The organism is Sagittula sp. S175 (assembly GCF_049800975.1).
Classification (GTDB): domain Bacteria; phylum Pseudomonadota; class Alphaproteobacteria; order Rhodobacterales; family Rhodobacteraceae; genus Sagittula.
In genome coordinates, this window is the sequence record NZ_JBNAGB010000009.1 from 1 (window position 1) to 15,671 (window position 15,671).

Consider the following 15,671-nt stretch of genomic DNA (forward strand, 5'->3'; position numbering starts at 1 on the left):
CGAACGAGGCGATCGGCAGCGTCACCGCAGACGGTGCGTATGATACCCGCAAATGCCACGACGCCATCGCTGACCGCGGTGCCCATGCCGTCATCCCACCCCGCAAAAACGCTAAGTCGTGGAAGGCCGTCACCGCGGGTGCGGTGGCCAGAAACGAGGCCCTGCGAACTTCGAAATACCTCGGCCGCGCTATCTGGCGAAACTGGAGCGGATACCACCGCCGAAGCCGCGTCGAGACCAAGATGCACTGCGTTAAACTGCTGGGGCAGCGCCTCATGGCGCGGGACTTCGACCGACAGGTCGCTGAGCTTCAGGTCCGTATCGCCGTTCTGAACGGCTACACCGCCCTTGGCATCCCTGTCACAGAAGTCGTGGGATAAATCCGTCCGGGGAAAGGGGAACTCCGCTCAGAGACGGTTTTGTGCAACAGAGTCCATCAAAGGAGCGACATCAAACCGCGACACGTCCAGCCTGCGCCGGATGCTTATGCGAGCCATTGCGATCAGCCGTTTCCATTGCCCGCGATGCTCGCGCAGTTCGGGTTCGGTGACGAGATGTGCCAGTTTGGGCCGTGACGGGTCCATGCCGTAGGTTTCGACACGCCGCAGCCAGCTGTTCGCGATGAATCGAGTTCGACCCTGTACGGATCACGCAGGCCGAGGTCGATTTTCTTGACGAGGTCCAGACCGAGCATCTTATCCTCCCTACAGCCGCTGTGTTCCAAGTTGACTATCGCCCGGGATTTGCGCCGAGAAAAGCCCGTGAACGCGAGTCCGACCCGAGCGGCCAGTGTACGGGAGGATATCAGGCGTATTGATAGCGCTGCATCATGCTGTGAAACCGCTTGGGCAGCCCTGCAATTTGTGGCTCTGATAGGGTGCGTGCCCAGCCACCTATGGAGCGCGGAGTGATCGGCTCGAGAACTGCAGCGTGGTGCTCACGGACGGTCACATCACCCAGTCGCGCCGGAACCTCGGTCAGGTAGCGCGGATCATAGTCCAGTCCGGCCCAACCAAAGATCCGTTGCATCGCCGCCTCGGGGGTCTGGACGATCTCTTCGTAGCGCATTTGCAGGCTGTTTCGCGCCGGCAGACAGCGTTCGCAGATTTCGTTGGCCTGCACCCAGCGGTGAGCGGCTTCGCCAAGATCGCGCATGTCGGCACGAAGTTGCGACGCAACCGAGTCGCGGCCGTCACGGACGAGATGAAGATAAAGCCCATCTGGATAGAAGCGGGTGATGGCCTTCAGGTGGATTGTATTCCATGGCGTCTTGTCGCCCCAACGCGCGTCGGAAAATCCGTGAGACCGTGCCATGAAGCGATAGAACCCGTCGATCAGGGCGCGCAGGTTGCGGCGCGCGGCTGGCCACTGGACGGCATCTTCGGCGAATGGCGAAAGGCTGTCCAAGTCCAATTCTGCGCGATGCGGGTGGCGGTCAAAGTAGGCACAAAACAGCCAGACCTTTTGTTTCCATGTCAGGAAGAACCAACGCGGCCAGTCCTTGATCAATTCGCCAAGCACGTAGGTTTCGGGCGGGATGTAGATCTGCCCCGAAGCCATCAAGACACGTCTCACCAGCGTATTGCCGGAGCGTGGTGCACCCACGATGATGAGCGGTTGATCGGCGGTCATGTCAATTGCTCCTGTCGGCGAAGGCGTCGCTGGAAACCGATCCACTTTCGGGCCGCGCAAAGCGGGTCGCGACTGCGATCCGTGGACAGGCTCCCGCGGGATGCGGGGGTGGTCATAAGGCGACCGAGGCGGCTGGCCGCAGCTTGTGCATCAAACTGCGCACGGCACCACTTTGATGCGCTTGTCGCCCGATCAATGTGGGGCAGGGGGGCGCTGCGGATTTGCTGCAAGATCGCTGGCACATCGTCCGGACGTGGGTACAGGGCATGCGGTCCAAAAGTCGGGCGCAGCTCTGGATCTAAAAGACACGGGACCTGCATCATCATCGCCTCTGCCACCGTGCGCCCGAAGGCTTCTCGCCACTGCGCAGAGTGAAAGTAAGAGAACACGTCCAGGCTGTCGAGAAAGGCGGCTGGTGGTTCGCTGCCGAAAGGCAGGATCTCCCAATTTCGGGTATCCACGCCCTTTTGGGCAAAGAAGGCGGGGTCGGCTCCAAGCACGCGGACATGGATGTCCGGCGCAGAGGGCAGAGTCGCTGCGATGGCCATGGCAGTGTCCGGCCACTTGGCGGGATCCGCGCGACCATGGCGGCCAATGGTCAAGGTTGGTCCCGTCAGGCGAGGACGGCTCGGTTGCCATTGTTCGGTGTCGAAACTGTTTGGCCAGTCTTCGGGCGAAAGCTTCAGCAGCGGCTGGAAACTGTTCAACTGGTGACGGACAAGGCCAGAGACGGGGAGCCACTCGAGAGAAGACCGCGCCATAAGACGACGATTGATTGCACGCGTGGTCGTCAGGGGATCGTAGCAAAGCGCCCCGTCACCAAGGAACGGGGGGTGGTGCGCGACAATGAAGGTGCGAGGAGCGCTCGGCAGTTGCAGTCGCAGGTCCATCGAAGCGAGTTGCGCCGCTCCAAAGATCTGCGGATTGTGAAGAAATAGCGCTTTGGTGCGCTGCGGCGCGCGCTCGATGCCCGGAAGATCCAATAATTCGAGAAGGGCAGGGTTGTCTGCATCGGTCGCCCGAAAAAACTGCCCGCAGTGGAAGAACATCAGCCCGACGCGGAGACCAGCGTCGAGAAAGGCCCGCACATCGGTGCGAAACGCCTGAGCGGTGCCGCCCATGAAGCGCGGGTCGGTGACGAGAGTGACGTCGGTCATCGTTGTCGTGGGCATGATGTCGTCCTCAGGGCGTATACCCCAGCAATTCGATGTCCTTGCGATACATGTGCGCCACGCGATCGTAGGTGTCGTCGTCATAGTAACTGCGCCAATCGCGGCTGCGGCTGCTGACGTTGCGCTTTGGCAGGGCAATGTTGAGGTTGAGGGCCTTCGATATCTCGGCAATATCTTCTGACAGAGACTCGAAACGCCCGATCTTTGTGACCATTTGGCGGTCATTCTCGTCAAAGAGAAAAGAGCTTTGCAGGCGCAGGAAATTTTCTTCTCTGTAAAGCACGTAGTCCCGCAGGCCGTTGAATTTTTGAACGATCTTGTGATCCGGATTGGCGCGGGTCTGCCGGGCGTAATGATAGGCGGACACCGTCCAGTCCCAAGGATTCCGGACAAAACCAAAGGAGTAGGCCTTGTCGAAGGTGCCGTCGGGCATGATGCCGCGAATATCGCGCGCCATCAGATGCTGGCCATGCACCAGATACGGCTGCCAGCCTATGTTACGCGCCAAAAGCTCAGGGCTTTCCCGCAGGAGCTTGGTTGCCACGCGGCTGCGGAACAGCGGGTCGCAATATCCGCGCAAAGCCTCGACGATGGACTCCCCAGCCGTCTTCCATACGTGGACGAAAACGAAATTCTTCGAGCTTGAATAAAGCATGTTGCATCCAGACCAATTCGTTTCGAAACCGACGATCCTTTGGCCGTCGCCTACAATGCAGCGCCATGCGGCAACTTTCGTCAAAGAAGAACCTGCCCGGATCGCTGAGGCCGTGGCTTGGCGCTGATTATTTGCGCAGGAGGTGTTTCGCATGTGCGAGATTGAAAAACATGAACTCTGCAAAGGCGAGCCGTAACATCGCGAAATACAGGGCGATTCCCAACAGGATGAGTGCCGCCAAGCGGAGTGGCGCAAAGGAGATCATCGGTTCGATCAATGGCTGGCACACCGCCAGAGCGCCGGCCATGACCAGAGACGCCACCAGTGGCGGGATCATGTGTTCGGCCTGTTGGCGAACCGTTTGCTTCAACAGGCGGGCAATTTCCACCTGGTACGGGACAAGAAGGATGACGTTGGCAATGCTGTAAAAAATCGCGAGCCATAACGTCGACTCCATCCAGACCCCAAGCACAAAGCTTGGCAGGAAAACGCAAAAGCGCAGGATCGCCCAGATCAGAAGGCGGTCGGCATGGCCGAGCACTTTGAAAACATCACCGCCGCCCGCGACGAACGCCTGCGCCAGTCCGGCAACCGCCAGAAAGGCAAAGGTCGGCGCGATGGTCACCCACTTTTCGCCGAGCAGGGTCAGGATCAGCGGCTCTGCCAGAACGCTCAGTCCGATCATCAGGGGAAAGGCGAGGAACGACATGGCGCCCAACTGCTTGAGGTAGAGCATGGACAGCCAGTTCCGATCATGCGCAACGCGGGCCATGGCAGGGTAGCTGGCGAAACCAAGGCCCTTTGCAATGACCTGGTTCGGCAACTGCATCAGTTGGAAGGCGCGGCTGTACATGCCCATCATCTCGGCGCCGAGATAGCGGCCGATCAGTATGGAATCGCTGCGGCGGTTGAGGAACGCCACGAAACTGGCACCGGTAAGGCTCAGTGAAAAGCCGAGCAGGGGGCGGACTTCATGCCAGGCGAAATGCCATGTGACGTGTCGATCGAACCGCGCGAGGCCATAGGACAGGGCAAATCGCGAGGCCCCAAGTACGAGCTGCTGGATGACCAGCGCCCAGACTCCGTAGCCTGTCAGGCCCATCCAGATGGCTATGATGCCGGAAAGCACGACAGACAGAGTTTCGGCCAGGGCGACATGCCCCAGTTTCTGTTCCCGCTGCAGCCAAGCGATGGGGATGGAACAGATGGTCTGGAACAGGATTGCGTACCCCAACACGCGGGCGAGCGGCGTGATTTCGGGCTGGTTGTAAAAGTCCGCCAGAAACGGGGCTGTGATATGGGACACCGCGGCAAAGCCCACTCCGATGAATACCGTCATCCAAAACGCCGACGTCCAGGTTTCGGAGGTACTGGAGCGGTCGCGGATAAGCGCAGGGGGCAGTCCGGCATCTCCAAAGACAGAGAGGAAGAGAAAAATCGTCATCGCCATGGCCGCAAGGCCGAAAATGTCGGGCCCGAGCACGCGTGCCAGAATGGGCACCACGACAAAGATGTTCAATCCGAGCTTGAAGAGAGTGGCGACGATGTTGATCGCTGCGCCGCGTGCGGTGGTTCTGGCCTCGCCCATCTGGGGCCTTTCCTTCTTTTTCGGCAAGCGCTTCCGAACGGCCCGCCCGGGCAGCGCTTTCCTTTGACACGATGATTTCGCAGGTGCAGCATCGGTGGCAACTGAAATCGCCCATTTTTCGGAGGCCGAGCGAGCAATGGCTCAAGTCAGTGTCATTTTACCGACCTATAATCGCGCGCATCTGATTGGAGAGACCATCGACAGCCTTTTGGCGCAGACCCGAAAGCCGGACGAGATTCTCGTGATCGATGACGGATCGGAGGATGGTGTGGCCGACGTTCTGTCTCGCTTTGGCACGTCGATCCGTCTTGTACGGCAAGACAATGCCGGAAAGGCCGCGGCGCTGAACCGCGGATTGGAAATGGTGAAAGGTGACCTGATCTGGATCTGTGACGACGATGATATCCTCCTGCCGGAGGCATGTGCGCTGCTGGCGGGTACACTGGAAGCAGATCCGATGCTGGAATTCTGCGCTGGACGTCACCTGGACTTTACGCACTATCCCGATGGTGGAGCCAAGCATTTGCGCCCGCCAGGCTACATGCGGGCGTCGCCTTCCGAAAGGATCTTCGCTGACCTGCTGGAGGGGTGCCATATTTTCCAGCCCGGGTTGATGGTTCGCCGCGAAGTGTATGAAGCCGTCGGGCCTTTCCGGAAGGATCTTGTGCGATCGCAGGACTATGAAATGCTGTTGCGTATCGCCCGTCGCCAGAAAGGCCTGCAACTGGATCAGGTGACCTTTTGGCACCGTGACCACGATGGAGTGCGCGGGCAGGCAGGGCAACATTTCTCGGCCGTTAGCAATGCGGACCGCTGGGCGGAGTACAATGCATTGATCTTTCGCGCCTTGCTCGATGATCTCGCGGATCATGAGCTTTTTGCTCGTTCGGAATGGGAGAGCATGGCCGTAGCCGAGCGACCGCGGCTGGCCCGCGTGGCGCGTGCGACTGTCGAAGCGCGTCAGCGGATGTGGGATGATGCTCTTGCTGATTTTGAACGTGCGGCACAGAGTGATCGCACCCCATTGACGGAAGCAGAACGCGCCCGCGTGGCGCGCGCAACGCTCACCAGTCTTGGTACGGGCAACCTGCTGGCTGATACCCGACTACACCATCGGCTGCGCCGGTTGGGGCATGTCAGTGTGGCTGGACGGGAAATGCGCCGAGGTATTCGCCGATCCATGCGCTGGCAGTTCCGTCAGGCTCTGGCTGCGCGGGATCGGGCAAAGTTGAAAGCGTTGGCACGATTTTACCTGGCTTCCTGACCGGCGATTCCGCCCGAGTCGACGCTCTGGGAGGGATTTCATACCGCCAAAATTCTTACCATTTGAGTGTTTTTCCTGTGCGTATGTCTGCTTTTTAATCGGACATTCTGAGCTGAAGCGGCCAAAGCGCGGGTGCTTGAAGATTGTGGTGAAAGAATGGTGGAATTCTGCAGTGCAGCGACTACCGTAGATTTTACCACAAGGGGGCCGACCGCTGACGTGATCGAGAACATCCCAGACGGGCAGTTCGAACTTGTTTATTTGGAGAAAGACATGGCAATGAATCTCTCCCGTCCAATTCAAGGCGGTCAGGACTTTTGGCGGATCGTTGCGCCTTCTGGCGAAGGCGTTTCCAAGATGTCTGCTTCGTTCCCGGTCGGTGGCGTGATAAAGCGTCTGCTTGATGTGGCAATTGTTATTTTGATTTGCGTACCGTTTTCCGTCCTTTTCGTTGGTCTGATCGTGATGATGAAGGTGACTGACAGGGGGCCTGTATTTTACGGACACAAGCGTATCGGTTTCAATGGTCGCCATTTCAGCTGCTGGAAGTTTCGGACCATGGTGGTGAATGGGGACGAGATTCTTGATGCATATCTCAATGAAAACCCGGAGCAGCGCGAGATTTGGTTGCGCGAGCGAAAATTGGAACAAGATCCACGTGTGACGCCGATTGGACGTGTCTTGCGCAAACTGAGCCTCGATGAACTTCCGCAGCTATACAATGTGCTGCGCGGAGACATGAGTATCGTCGGCCCGCGTCCCGTCGTCCTTGACGAGTTGAACAACTATGCAACCTCTCGCCAACATTACCTCAGCGCGCGACCCGGTGTGACTGGGCTGTGGCAAGTCAGTGGGCGTTCTGACACGACGTACCGCGAGCGGGTTAAACTGGATCGTTACTACGTCTCCAATTGGAATGCGCTTCTGGACATCTGGATCCTCCTGCGGACGGTGCCTGCTGTTCTCGCCTCGCGTGGCGCATGCTGACTGATCGTTGACCAAGCGGATAAAACCGCTTGGTTACCCTGATCCCGGAAAATCAAGGCCTACCGATCGCAGCGCGTGTCGGTAGGCCTTCTCTTTTGGCGCGCAAGACGGGAGCCCACGAAATCATCATTCAATTGGAAGCAAGTAGCGCTTGTCAGGCATCAGTGCTGCGGGCTTACCGCTGACGGCCTCCATCTTGTCACGCAATATGCCGCGGACAATCGGAAACAGGTTCCTGGGAGGCATGACCGCTTGCCGAGCCGCCTGAACAAGCCCTTGTTCCCATTTGGTTTCTAGGAAAGCATGCAAAAGCTGGCGGCTGCGCAACGCGCGAAGATAGTCCTTCATGGCCTGCGCTTCTGCCTCGGTGTTTTGGCATGATGCCCTCAGACTCTCAGAGGCATTGAGCAAGCAAAGAAGGTCCCGTGCGCTGTGCCGACCGGACAGGCTGTTCTGCCGTACCCGTGCCACGTAGCCGATCTGTGGCATCAGGCGGAACCGGGCACCTTTGGCGAGCATCTGGACATAGAGTTTGAAATCCTCGCCCAATCGAAGGTCCGGGTCGTAGGCCAGCCCATGCGAACGCAGGAAGTCACGTGACATCAGGGGTTTGAGGAAGCCGAGTTCTCCCCTTTGCGCATTCTTGTCGGGAATGTTGCCGCGCAGGAATTCTGCGATTCCAACTGAAGTGGTTGCAGGGGAGGTCGGCTTGTCGACCTCGGAGGACAGAAGGATAGATGCGCGGCTTTCGGGTACAAATACGATGTTGTCGGCCACGATATCCCAGTTTGCCTCCTTGAGAAGCGGGGCAAACCGGTCGGGAAGAAAGTAATCATCCGCATCCAGCAGGGCGATCAGCGGAGTTGTGCCCCGCGCAATGGCAAGGTTGCGGGCGCGTGCCGGACCGACGTTGCGGTTAAGTTGGAGGAGTACCAGGCGCGGGTCTCCCTTGGCCGCAGCCAAGGCCTGCGCCGGTGTGTCGTCATGCGACGCGTCATCGACGACAATCACTTCGCCGACAGCAGCCTGATCGAGGGCGGACCGGACGGCGATCCCGATGGACTGCGCCGCATCGTGCGCCGGGATGATGACCCCGACCGGCCGTGTTGTGTCTGTGCTCATCTTGGGCTCCCAGCGAGGTGACGTTTGACATCGAGACTCCGACGCAACACTTCCGAGGCGACGAACCTCGCATTCTCAACGCGATACCGCGCCCGCTGCGTACCGCAAAGCTCGTACAGAATCTGCCTGCGTCGCGGCCAGGGCAGGCCTGCGATCCAAGGCGTCGCAATCATCCTCTGCAGCGAGTTTTTTCCAATGTTCTCGAACGGATGAGGTGCAATCCCCAGACCGGGCGTGTCCGGAAAGAAGGCGGCCACGACGCTCAGGGCCAGACCAAGAACGTGATCCTGACGCGTCGTCTTGGCTAACTGGCCAAGCGCCGCAGTCTCGTTTTCAAGCCCGTTCAACGCCTGCCGGATGTCGATGACGGTACTCAGAACCGGCTCCCGTGCCAGGAAGGCTTTGGCCAAGGCATGGGACATCAGGAGCACGCGCCCTGCGGCGTCCGGGACTGGCATGCGCATGTCCCCCACGACCATCGTTGTTGCCGTTTCGAAGAAAATGTTCAGGTTGTGGGATAGGGGCAGGCCAGGTTGACGAAGCGCGTGATGCAGATCGATCATTGCTCCGGTTTGGGGGTGGCGGAAGTGCTGCTCGCCTAGGAACCGGGTCCACCAGAATGCGTTGTGCGGCTCCAACGTTCTGTAGCCTTCTGCATAAAGGCATTCGGCGGCAGCGCGGCGTTGGTGAGGGCGTACCAGGATGTCCGTGTCGGCGCTGGGTTTCCGATGGTAATGGCCGTACAGGGCAATCTGTTGCAGGGGGCCTTTAAGGTGCAAATGCCCTATTCCGCGCTCATTCAGCTTCCGCGTGATGTCGATACCGGACAGCAGGCCCTTGTGGTTCATCGAAGCCGTGGCCAGCGTCACTCGCGCGAGTGTGTTTTGCAGGTCGGAACAGCTGTCCGGCAACTCGGTGGCACGGGCAGGGAGCAAGGGAAGGACCTTGTTCAGCCGGGCGAGTTCGAACAGCCGTGTCGGAGATATATGACTTTCGGAAGGGTCACAGGGCTGCCGAGCGCCCACAAGAGATAGCAGGTATTCAAGCTCCGCAGCACAGTCATTATCATGTAGCAGAGAATATTCCTCTTTCGAGAATGCCACGACGACCTCTTTCTGCATGATTGCATCTCCTGCTTGGCCAAGAAATGTCTCAAGCTGGATGGAATCACTGGAAATATGAGATTCAAACTATAAACACGGGGCGAGACTAACAATTTAATGCAATCTCAAGTTGTTATGGGTTCGGAAAATTTTGAACGTGCTGCCATATTTTGAGACGGTTTGCCCAATTAGGTGGCGAACATCGACGCTTCTGCGCTCATATGATCTTTGCGAATGCGGATTTTGAAATATAAATTTCGGGTTTGTTGACTCGTGCGCCATTGCCCTCATCATCTGTTATGGCAGTCCGCCAAATCTGATTTGGAGATACGTGCATGAACAGAAAACCTTACTCTGCGCCGCAGTTGATCGCGCATGGAAAACTTGAAGATCTGACGCATGGCAGTGTGACCACGCCGAAGAGGACGGACATGGCTTTTCCGTCCGGAACGCCGATCCATTCGTTTACTTTTACGTGATTTGCGCAAGCGTCAGCGGGGTCTTTTCAAAGGAGCCTTCCGGGGCGTTGATCGCGCCCCGGATCCGAATGCGACCACTTTCGAAAGGGGGTAGCCAATGATTTATCGAGCCAGTGCACAGTCCGTGGCATGCGCCTATGGAGATGGGGTTGCGATCCTGAGTCTTAAATCCAACCGCTACTTCAGCTTGGATCCGGTCGGAACCGTTGTCTGGACGCAATTGGAAAAAGATGCGGATATCAACGGCTTGGTGGAGGCCGTTACACAAGAATTCGACGTCGAGCCTGAAGTCTGCCGAGAGGATATCGAGCAGTTGCTGGCCTCGATGCTGAATGCGGAGCTGATCGAGAGCAGGGCCTGATTGTGCTTTTCGGGCGTGGATTTCCGTCCTTACACGCTCAAAAACTGTTGCTAGAGGCCGCAATGGTGCTCGTGGCCGTTCGCCTGTTGCTGACGTTGCGGCAAATTTCCCGGTTGAACGCGCGTATCGCGCGTCTGCAGCGACAAGGGGCTGTCCCTGATCGTCGGTGGCACGATCTGCGAGAGATCGCTTGGTCAGTTCGTGCTGCATCGGTTTTGGTGCCGGGTGCCACTTGTCTGACGCAAGCCATGGCAGGCGCGTGGCTTCTGGCCCGACGCGGTCGGAATGGGGAGGTCCATTTGACGCTGCCTGCGTCCTCAGCCTTCGATGACACGGCTTTCCGACCACATGCCTGGCTTTTCTGCGGCGAAACGATTGTATTGGGCGGCACGCCTGAAGACTTCGCAGCCCACAGGCTGTTTGCGAGGCCATCGGACCGCACCCAACTTCCGCAAGGCCTTTTTTCGGTGGGGGAACCACCCGAATGACCGGATTTGCCGCTGCCCTGTCTTTCAAGCCGCGCCTCGGATCCTGTATGCACCTGTTGCGGGACCCGATGGCCGCGATGGCCTATCGAGCCACCGGCCCAAGCAAGTCCTTTTCGGATCAAGACGCGTGCTTCACTTCCTTTGATGCGTTGGCGCATGCCCGCCCCGGTGGCCCGGTCCTCTGCGGCGATCTGTTCATCCTGAACGGACCCGAGCTGGCAGCTGCAGCCGATCAGCCTTACGTCAATGACGCACACGCCATCCTGGCCGCCTATGATAAATGGGGGGCGGGCCTTGGCGACAAGATTGAAGGCGAGTTCGCCTTTGTAATCTGGGATCCGTCGCGACGGCGGATGTTGGCGCTCCGTGACCGCTTTGGCGTGAAGCCTCTGGCGTACAGCGCCACGAAGTCAGCCGTGCTGGTGGCGAGCGAAACGCGTGCCTTGGCTCGGGACGACACCGACATCGATCCTGTCTGGGTGGCGCAATACCTTGCCGCGGAAATGAATGACGCAGGCCGGACTCCTTTTCCGACGGTGCGGGCGGTGCCACCGGGGCACATGCTGATTTGCGAGAATGGGGCCGCAAAAGAACAGGAATGGTATCGGCTCCGACCGGTGACGTTGTCAGAACAAGAGGCACCCGAGGCGCTGGCAGAGGCGTTGGAGCGTGCGGTCAAGGCACGATTGGATTCAGGGACCGCGACGTTGCTGAGCGGCGGGATTGACTCCGGTTCAATCACCCGATTGGCCGCAAGCGCCTCTCCAAAGCCGCTCAGGGTTGTTTCGATGCGGTTCCCTGCCCACGCGATGTTGGATGAAGGGGCCTATATCGCGGCTGTTCGGGCAAGAGGGAATATCCTTGGTCTTGATATTCCAACGCAAGCCAAAGCGAGTTTGGACGACATAGAGTGTATGCTTCGCTGGCAAGGGCAACCTGTGTTCGCGCCGAACCATGCATTGCTCTCAAACGCGTATCGGTCAGTCGCCAGCAGTGGTGCGCGAAATCTATTGGACGGTCATGGTGGCGACGAGGTCATCGGGACCGGCGGTTGGTACTTCAGCGAGTTGGCGCACCAGCGCAGGTGGCGTACGCTGTGGCGCGAGGCGCGCCGGTTCGAGGCTGCGGGAACGGCGGACTTTCGGGCGTCTGATATCATCTTCGCCGCGCTGGCTCAGTACGGACCGCGACCCTTGCGGGGGCTGGCTGGTCGGGTGAACCGTTCCGCCGACCCGCCATGCCTCCTTTCCTTCGAAGCGCAACGTCTTCTTCAGGACGTCGGCGAGGGGGGGGCGCAATTGCGGCACGATCATCTTGAGCCTTACACTCGGGTCCACGCCCGGCTTTTGCTGAATCCCGGCACGTCGGTCGCTTTTGAATTCCTTGATCGGGTGGCAAGACGGCACGGGATCGAAGCCCGCTTTCCGTTTTACGACCGAAGTGTCGTGGAAATTTGCATCGGGCAGCCGACAGCGGTGAAGATCGCGCCGGGCCTTCCGCGAATGCTTTTGCGAAATGCCATGAAGGGCGTCCTGCCGGAAAAGGTCCGTCTCAGGCGGGACAAAACCGATTTTACGTCTGCTGTCGTGTCTGAGTTCAGGTCGGTGCAACTGCCGTTCTTGCAGGCCTACGCCAACAAAATACCCGACCGGCTGCGTCCCTACGTCGATCAAAGCAAGCTGCAACGGGTCGTGACGGATTTCGACAATCTGGAGATACAGCCAGAAGCCATGGCGCAGCTGTCGCGTGTTCTTTCCCTCAATCTTTGGTTGGCCCAGCGTGAGGGCGCAGCTGTCACGGCAAGGAGCATGGAAGCTTGAATTCCCTTGTGCACAAGACACTTGCCTACACGGCATACGGTATGCCCATCCATTCGCAGCTGGCGTTGCCCGAACTCGGCGCGCCAATGGCGCTGCGGACGAATTCAGTGCCGCTGAGAATAGTCAATGCGACGGTTGATGTCCCCGACGACAAAGTGACGCCGCACGGAGGCTACTTCTTCGATGAAACCGGGTCCACGTTCTGGTGGGACCAGGTCGGAAAGTTTCACGTTTCGACCGATGGCACCATCGTGCGGGTCGAACGGGCGGACGGTGTCTCGGACGAGCTTCTGGCGTTTCCGCTTCTTGGGCCTGTCTTTTCGGAAGTTCTGCGCTACCGCGGATTTTTCGTTCTGCATGCAAGTGCCGTGTCGATTGACGGTATCGCAGTTGCGGTGATGGCAGACAAAGGTGTGGGCAAGTCCTCTTCGGCGGCGGCCTTGTTGCGCGGCGGGGCCGCCTTGCTGGCAGATGATCTTGTCGCAGTCGATGCCGACCGTGGCGACATTGTGCCTGGGTTTGCACAGATCAAGCTGTCGGAGGGCAATCTGGGCCACCAGTTGCGCGGAACGGACTGGGTCGTGCGCCCACATGTCCACGACCAGATCGACAAGGTGCGGGTCCGGGTGCCATCCGGAACGGCTCTGAAGCACGCACCCTTGCGCCGTCTCTATGTCCTTGAGCGGGGCGAGGGGCGGTGCGCGACCTTCGTGCGTGTCCCGCCGGAGGAGGCCCTTCCGTTGCTGCTACGGTTCGCATATGCGCCGCGCTTCGGTGATCAGGCCTTGCGGGGGGAGAATGCCGCCCGCCATTTCCGCGCTGCAGTGAAGCTTTGCAGCAAGGCCGAGGTTCGTCGCCTGCAGGTTTCGCAGGGGATCGAAAAGTTGGATCATCTGATAGACGCCATCAGGGCTGATTTGGTGGCTGAGTGACAGATCTGACGGATCCCAGCGTTCAGGTGTCACGCGAGACCTCCCGACAACGGGAAGGGCGAAAGCGGCTCACGGAAGATCTGCGCGAAATATTGTCGGCGCTGCGAGACCAAGGTCCGGGGCGGCTCCGCATCGCCATGGTGCTGGTGGTCGTTGGAGGGTTTACGGAGGGCATTTCAATTCTCATGCTCCTGCCGATCCTGCACGTACTTCTGGAAGGGCAGGGCGCCGCTGAGGAGATGGGGCACCTCGAAATGCTCGCAGTTCAAGCCGGCTTGCCGGTGCTTCTGGCGGGGATGGTAGGCTTGGTGCTGGCGCAGGTTGTGTTCGCACGGGTCAAGGCGACCTATCTCAACGACCTTTTGTTCGATTTCACCAATGCGGTGCGCTTGTCCCTTTTCCGTGCGCTGGCCCGGGCGCGATGGGATCGCATCATGTGCATTCCGGGCAGCGAGTTGGAACACGCGCTGACGAGCGAGGCGGAGCGCATTTCGACCTGCGCCTATTTCATCCTTGCCATTGCTCAGGCGGTCCTGATGCTCGCGGTCTACTCTGCGCTGTGCATCTGGGTTTCCCCGCTCATGACGATCGTGATCCTTACAGCAGGTGTGACAATCCTGATCCTGATGGCTCCGTTCCGGCGTCGCGCTGCCAGATACGGCGAGCTTTTACAGAGTGCACGGCAACGCCAGTTCGCCACGGTTTCGGATTTCCTGGCGGGGCTCAAGATCGCGCGGGCCACCAACAAGGAGGACCGATTTTATAACGAATTCAAAACCCATCTGTTGGATGCAAAGCAGGACACCACGGCTTTTGTCCGGGACAATGCCGTGGGGACCGGGATCTTCCAGGTGCTTGTCACCTTGGGTGCTGCGCTGTTCATTTACGTGGCTGTGGATGTGATCCAACTGCCATTTGCCTCTCTGGTTGTCATGTTGCTTATCGCCATGCGCATTGCACCTCGGTTCATGGCTTTGCAGATGCAGATCCAGCAGCTGCTTCCGGATCTGGCGGCGTGGCGGCAGATGCAGCGACTGGAAGGCAACCTGCGACAGGCAGAAGATGCTTCGGCCCGTGAAACGCAGGAGATCGCACGCATGAAGACAGGCGTGAAACTGGAGCGCGTGAGCTACCGTTACGAAAAAGCGGCTTCCCCCGCGCTCGACGGTTTGAGCCTGGACATTCGTGCCGGGCAGGTGACAGCCCTGATCGGCACCTCGGGGTCAGGGAAGAGCACGGTCGCGGATATCGTCACAGGGCTGCTGCATCCGGCGGATGGGATGGTCCGCTTCGACGGCAGACCGCTGTCGCCGTCGGAGTTGCGCGGTTGGCGGGATCAGGTGGCGTACGTCGCGCAGGACAACTTTCTATTGAACCGGACCGTGGCCGAGAATCTGCAACTGATGGTGTCTTCGCCGGTGTCGGACGCAGAGATGTGGCGCGCACTCGAGCAGGCTGCCGCTTCGGAATTCGTTCGGGCCCTGCCGGACGGATTGCACACTGTCATCGGACGCCGTGGCGTTCAGCTGTCCGGTGGCCAACGCCAACGACTCGCGCTGGCGCAGGCCTTCATCCGCAGCCCTGCGCTTCTGGTGCTCGACGAGGCCACCAGTGCGCTGGACTGGAAGACACAGGATCAGGTGGCCCAGGCGGTGAAGGCACTGACGCGACAAGGAATGACCGTGCTCACAATCGCGCATCGCCCGTCAATGGTGTTGTTTGCTGATCACGTGTATGCGCTGCAGGGCGGAAAGGTGGTCGAGGAAGGACCATTGGATGCACTGCGTTCTCGGCCCGGCGGACTCCTGGCGAACATGCTGCGGCACGAGCAAGGGGATATCGTGCAAGAGGGTTCGATGCCCTCGGGGCAGTCCGCGACTGAAAACGGGTCAGGCGCTGTTCTCGTCCAGCGCCGGATCGATGGGACGACGAACGGCCTCGTCGTCCGCAGCCGCCGATTTCGGCGTCGCGGCTTGTTCCTTTCGAACCATGGCGGCGATCACAACCAGGTAGCAAACCTGCGCAAGGACCAGGGCGAGTAAAGCCAGCCCGAGGATCGTCCAGCCTC

At 59.3% G+C, this 15,671-nt stretch carries 16 protein-coding genes; 9 read left to right on the plus strand and 7 right to left on the minus strand.

The features are described 5' to 3' along the window. Positions 1-380, plus strand: a 380-nt coding sequence (locus ACP16H_RS12985; protein ID WP_425070187.1) for a transposase, incomplete at its 5' end; no start/stop codon positions are given. Positions 381-502: 122 nt separating this feature from the next. Here ACP16H_RS12985 and ACP16H_RS12990 read toward each other — a convergent pair. The 5 genes from ACP16H_RS12990 to ACP16H_RS13010 form a co-directional block, all read right to left on the minus strand. Continuing rightward, positions 503-694, minus strand: a complete 192-nt coding sequence (locus ACP16H_RS12990) for a hypothetical protein (RefSeq protein WP_425072733.1) — start codon at positions 692-694, stop codon at positions 503-505. Between the two features lie 110 nt (positions 695-804). Continuing rightward, the gene (locus ACP16H_RS12995; protein WP_425072734.1) at positions 805-1,632 is read right to left on the minus strand and encodes a sulfotransferase family protein; all 828 of its coding nucleotides are present in this window, start codon (positions 1,630-1,632) and stop codon (positions 805-807) included. Next, complete coding sequence (locus ACP16H_RS13000) at positions 1,629-2,804, minus strand: glycosyltransferase family 1 protein (RefSeq protein WP_425072735.1); 1,176 nt, start codon at positions 2,802-2,804, stop codon at positions 1,629-1,631. Before ACP16H_RS13000 ends, ACP16H_RS12995 begins: the two co-directional genes overlap by 4 nt. A gap of 10 nt (positions 2,805-2,814) precedes the next feature. Further along, positions 2,815-3,459: a sulfotransferase family 2 domain-containing protein gene (locus ACP16H_RS13005; RefSeq protein WP_425072736.1), complete on the minus strand. Its 645-nt coding sequence runs from the start codon at positions 3,457-3,459 to the stop codon at positions 2,815-2,817. 127 nt (positions 3,460-3,586) lie between these two features. Continuing rightward, complete coding sequence (locus tag ACP16H_RS13010) at positions 3,587-5,047, minus strand: lipopolysaccharide biosynthesis protein (protein ID WP_425072737.1); 1,461 nt, start codon at positions 5,045-5,047, stop codon at positions 3,587-3,589. Positions 5,048-5,141: 94 nt separating this feature from the next. Between ACP16H_RS13010 and ACP16H_RS13015 the strand changes: the two genes are divergently transcribed. Next, a complete protein-coding gene (locus ACP16H_RS13015; protein WP_425072738.1) occupies positions 5,142-6,311 on the plus strand; it encodes a glycosyltransferase family 2 protein in 1,170 nt (389 codons plus the stop codon). 219 nt (positions 6,312-6,530) lie between these two features. Beyond that, positions 6,531-7,298: a sugar transferase gene (locus ACP16H_RS13020; RefSeq protein WP_425072739.1), complete on the plus strand. Its 768-nt coding sequence runs from the start codon at positions 6,531-6,533 to the stop codon at positions 7,296-7,298. A gap of 126 nt (positions 7,299-7,424) precedes the next feature. On the opposite strand, the gene ACP16H_RS13025 is transcribed toward ACP16H_RS13020, so the two are convergent. Together ACP16H_RS13025 and ACP16H_RS13030 are read right to left on the minus strand one after the other, a co-directional pair. Beyond that, on the minus strand, positions 7,425-8,420 hold the full coding sequence (locus tag ACP16H_RS13025; protein WP_425072740.1) for a glycosyltransferase family 2 protein: 996 nt from the start codon (positions 8,418-8,420) through the stop codon (positions 7,425-7,427). After that, positions 8,417-9,541 carry a nucleotidyltransferase family protein gene (locus tag ACP16H_RS13030; RefSeq protein WP_425072741.1) on the minus strand — a complete coding sequence of 375 codons (1,125 nt, stop codon included), beginning with the start codon at positions 9,539-9,541 and terminating at the stop codon, positions 8,417-8,419. Before ACP16H_RS13030 ends, ACP16H_RS13025 begins: the two co-directional genes overlap by 4 nt. Positions 9,542-9,858: 317 nt before the next feature. On the opposite strand from ACP16H_RS13030, the gene ACP16H_RS13035 reads away from it, so the two are divergent. The 6 genes from ACP16H_RS13035 (at position 9,859) to ACP16H_RS13060 (ending at position 15,645) form a co-directional block, all read left to right on the plus strand. Then, complete coding sequence (locus ACP16H_RS13035) at positions 9,859-10,002, plus strand: lasso RiPP family leader peptide-containing protein (RefSeq protein ID WP_425072742.1); 144 nt, start codon at positions 9,859-9,861, stop codon at positions 10,000-10,002. A gap of 97 nt (positions 10,003-10,099) precedes the next feature. Then, positions 10,100-10,363 carry a PqqD family protein gene (locus tag ACP16H_RS13040; RefSeq protein WP_425072743.1) on the plus strand — a complete coding sequence of 88 codons (264 nt, stop codon included), beginning with the start codon at positions 10,100-10,102 and terminating at the stop codon, positions 10,361-10,363. A 2-nt stretch (positions 10,364-10,365) separates the two neighbouring features. Next, positions 10,366-10,851 carry a lasso peptide biosynthesis B2 protein gene (locus tag ACP16H_RS13045; RefSeq protein ID WP_425072744.1) on the plus strand — a complete coding sequence of 162 codons (486 nt, stop codon included), beginning with the start codon at positions 10,366-10,368 and terminating at the stop codon, positions 10,849-10,851. Next, positions 10,848-12,671, plus strand: a complete 1,824-nt coding sequence (locus tag ACP16H_RS13050; protein WP_425072745.1) for an asparagine synthase-related protein — start codon at positions 10,848-10,850, stop codon at positions 12,669-12,671. Before ACP16H_RS13045 ends, ACP16H_RS13050 begins: the two co-directional genes overlap by 4 nt. Beyond that, positions 12,668-13,603, plus strand: a complete 936-nt coding sequence (locus ACP16H_RS13055) for a hypothetical protein (protein WP_425072746.1) — start codon at positions 12,668-12,670, stop codon at positions 13,601-13,603. Before ACP16H_RS13050 ends, ACP16H_RS13055 begins: the two co-directional genes overlap by 4 nt. Next, entirely contained in the window at positions 13,600-15,645 is a 2,046-nt protein-coding gene (locus ACP16H_RS13060; protein WP_425072747.1) for an ABC transporter ATP-binding protein, read from the plus strand. Before ACP16H_RS13055 ends, ACP16H_RS13060 begins: the two co-directional genes overlap by 4 nt. Positions 15,646-15,671 lie beyond the last annotated feature (26 nt).

Bases quoted from the DNA above. Each gene is read 5' to 3' on its own strand.
- ACP16H_RS12990 (WP_425072733.1), bottom strand. From the start codon at position 694: ATGCTCGGTCTGGACCTCGTCAAGAAAATCGACCTCGGCCTGCGTGAT.
- ACP16H_RS12995 (WP_425072734.1), bottom strand. From the start codon at position 1,632: ATGACCGCCGATCAACCGCTCATCATCGTGGGTGCACCACGCTCCGGC.
- ACP16H_RS13000 (WP_425072735.1), bottom strand. From the start codon at position 2,804: ATGCCCACGACAACGATGACCGACGTCACTCTCGTCACCGACCCGCGC.
- ACP16H_RS13005 (WP_425072736.1), bottom strand. From the start codon at position 3,459: ATGCTTTATTCAAGCTCGAAGAATTTCGTTTTCGTCCACGTATGGAAG.
- ACP16H_RS13010 (WP_425072737.1), bottom strand. From the start codon at position 5,047: ATGGGCGAGGCCAGAACCACCGCACGCGGCGCAGCGATCAACATCGTC.
- ACP16H_RS13025 (WP_425072740.1), bottom strand. From the start codon at position 8,420: ATGAGCACAGACACAACACGGCCGGTCGGGGTCATCATCCCGGCGCAC.
- ACP16H_RS13030 (WP_425072741.1), bottom strand. From the start codon at position 9,541: ATGCAGAAAGAGGTCGTCGTGGCATTCTCGAAAGAGGAATATTCTCTG.
- ACP16H_RS13035 (WP_425072742.1), top strand. From the start codon at position 9,859: ATGAACAGAAAACCTTACTCTGCGCCGCAGTTGATCGCGCATGGAAAA.
- ACP16H_RS13040 (WP_425072743.1), top strand. From the start codon at position 10,100: ATGATTTATCGAGCCAGTGCACAGTCCGTGGCATGCGCCTATGGAGAT.
- ACP16H_RS13050 (WP_425072745.1), top strand. From the start codon at position 10,848: ATGACCGGATTTGCCGCTGCCCTGTCTTTCAAGCCGCGCCTCGGATCC.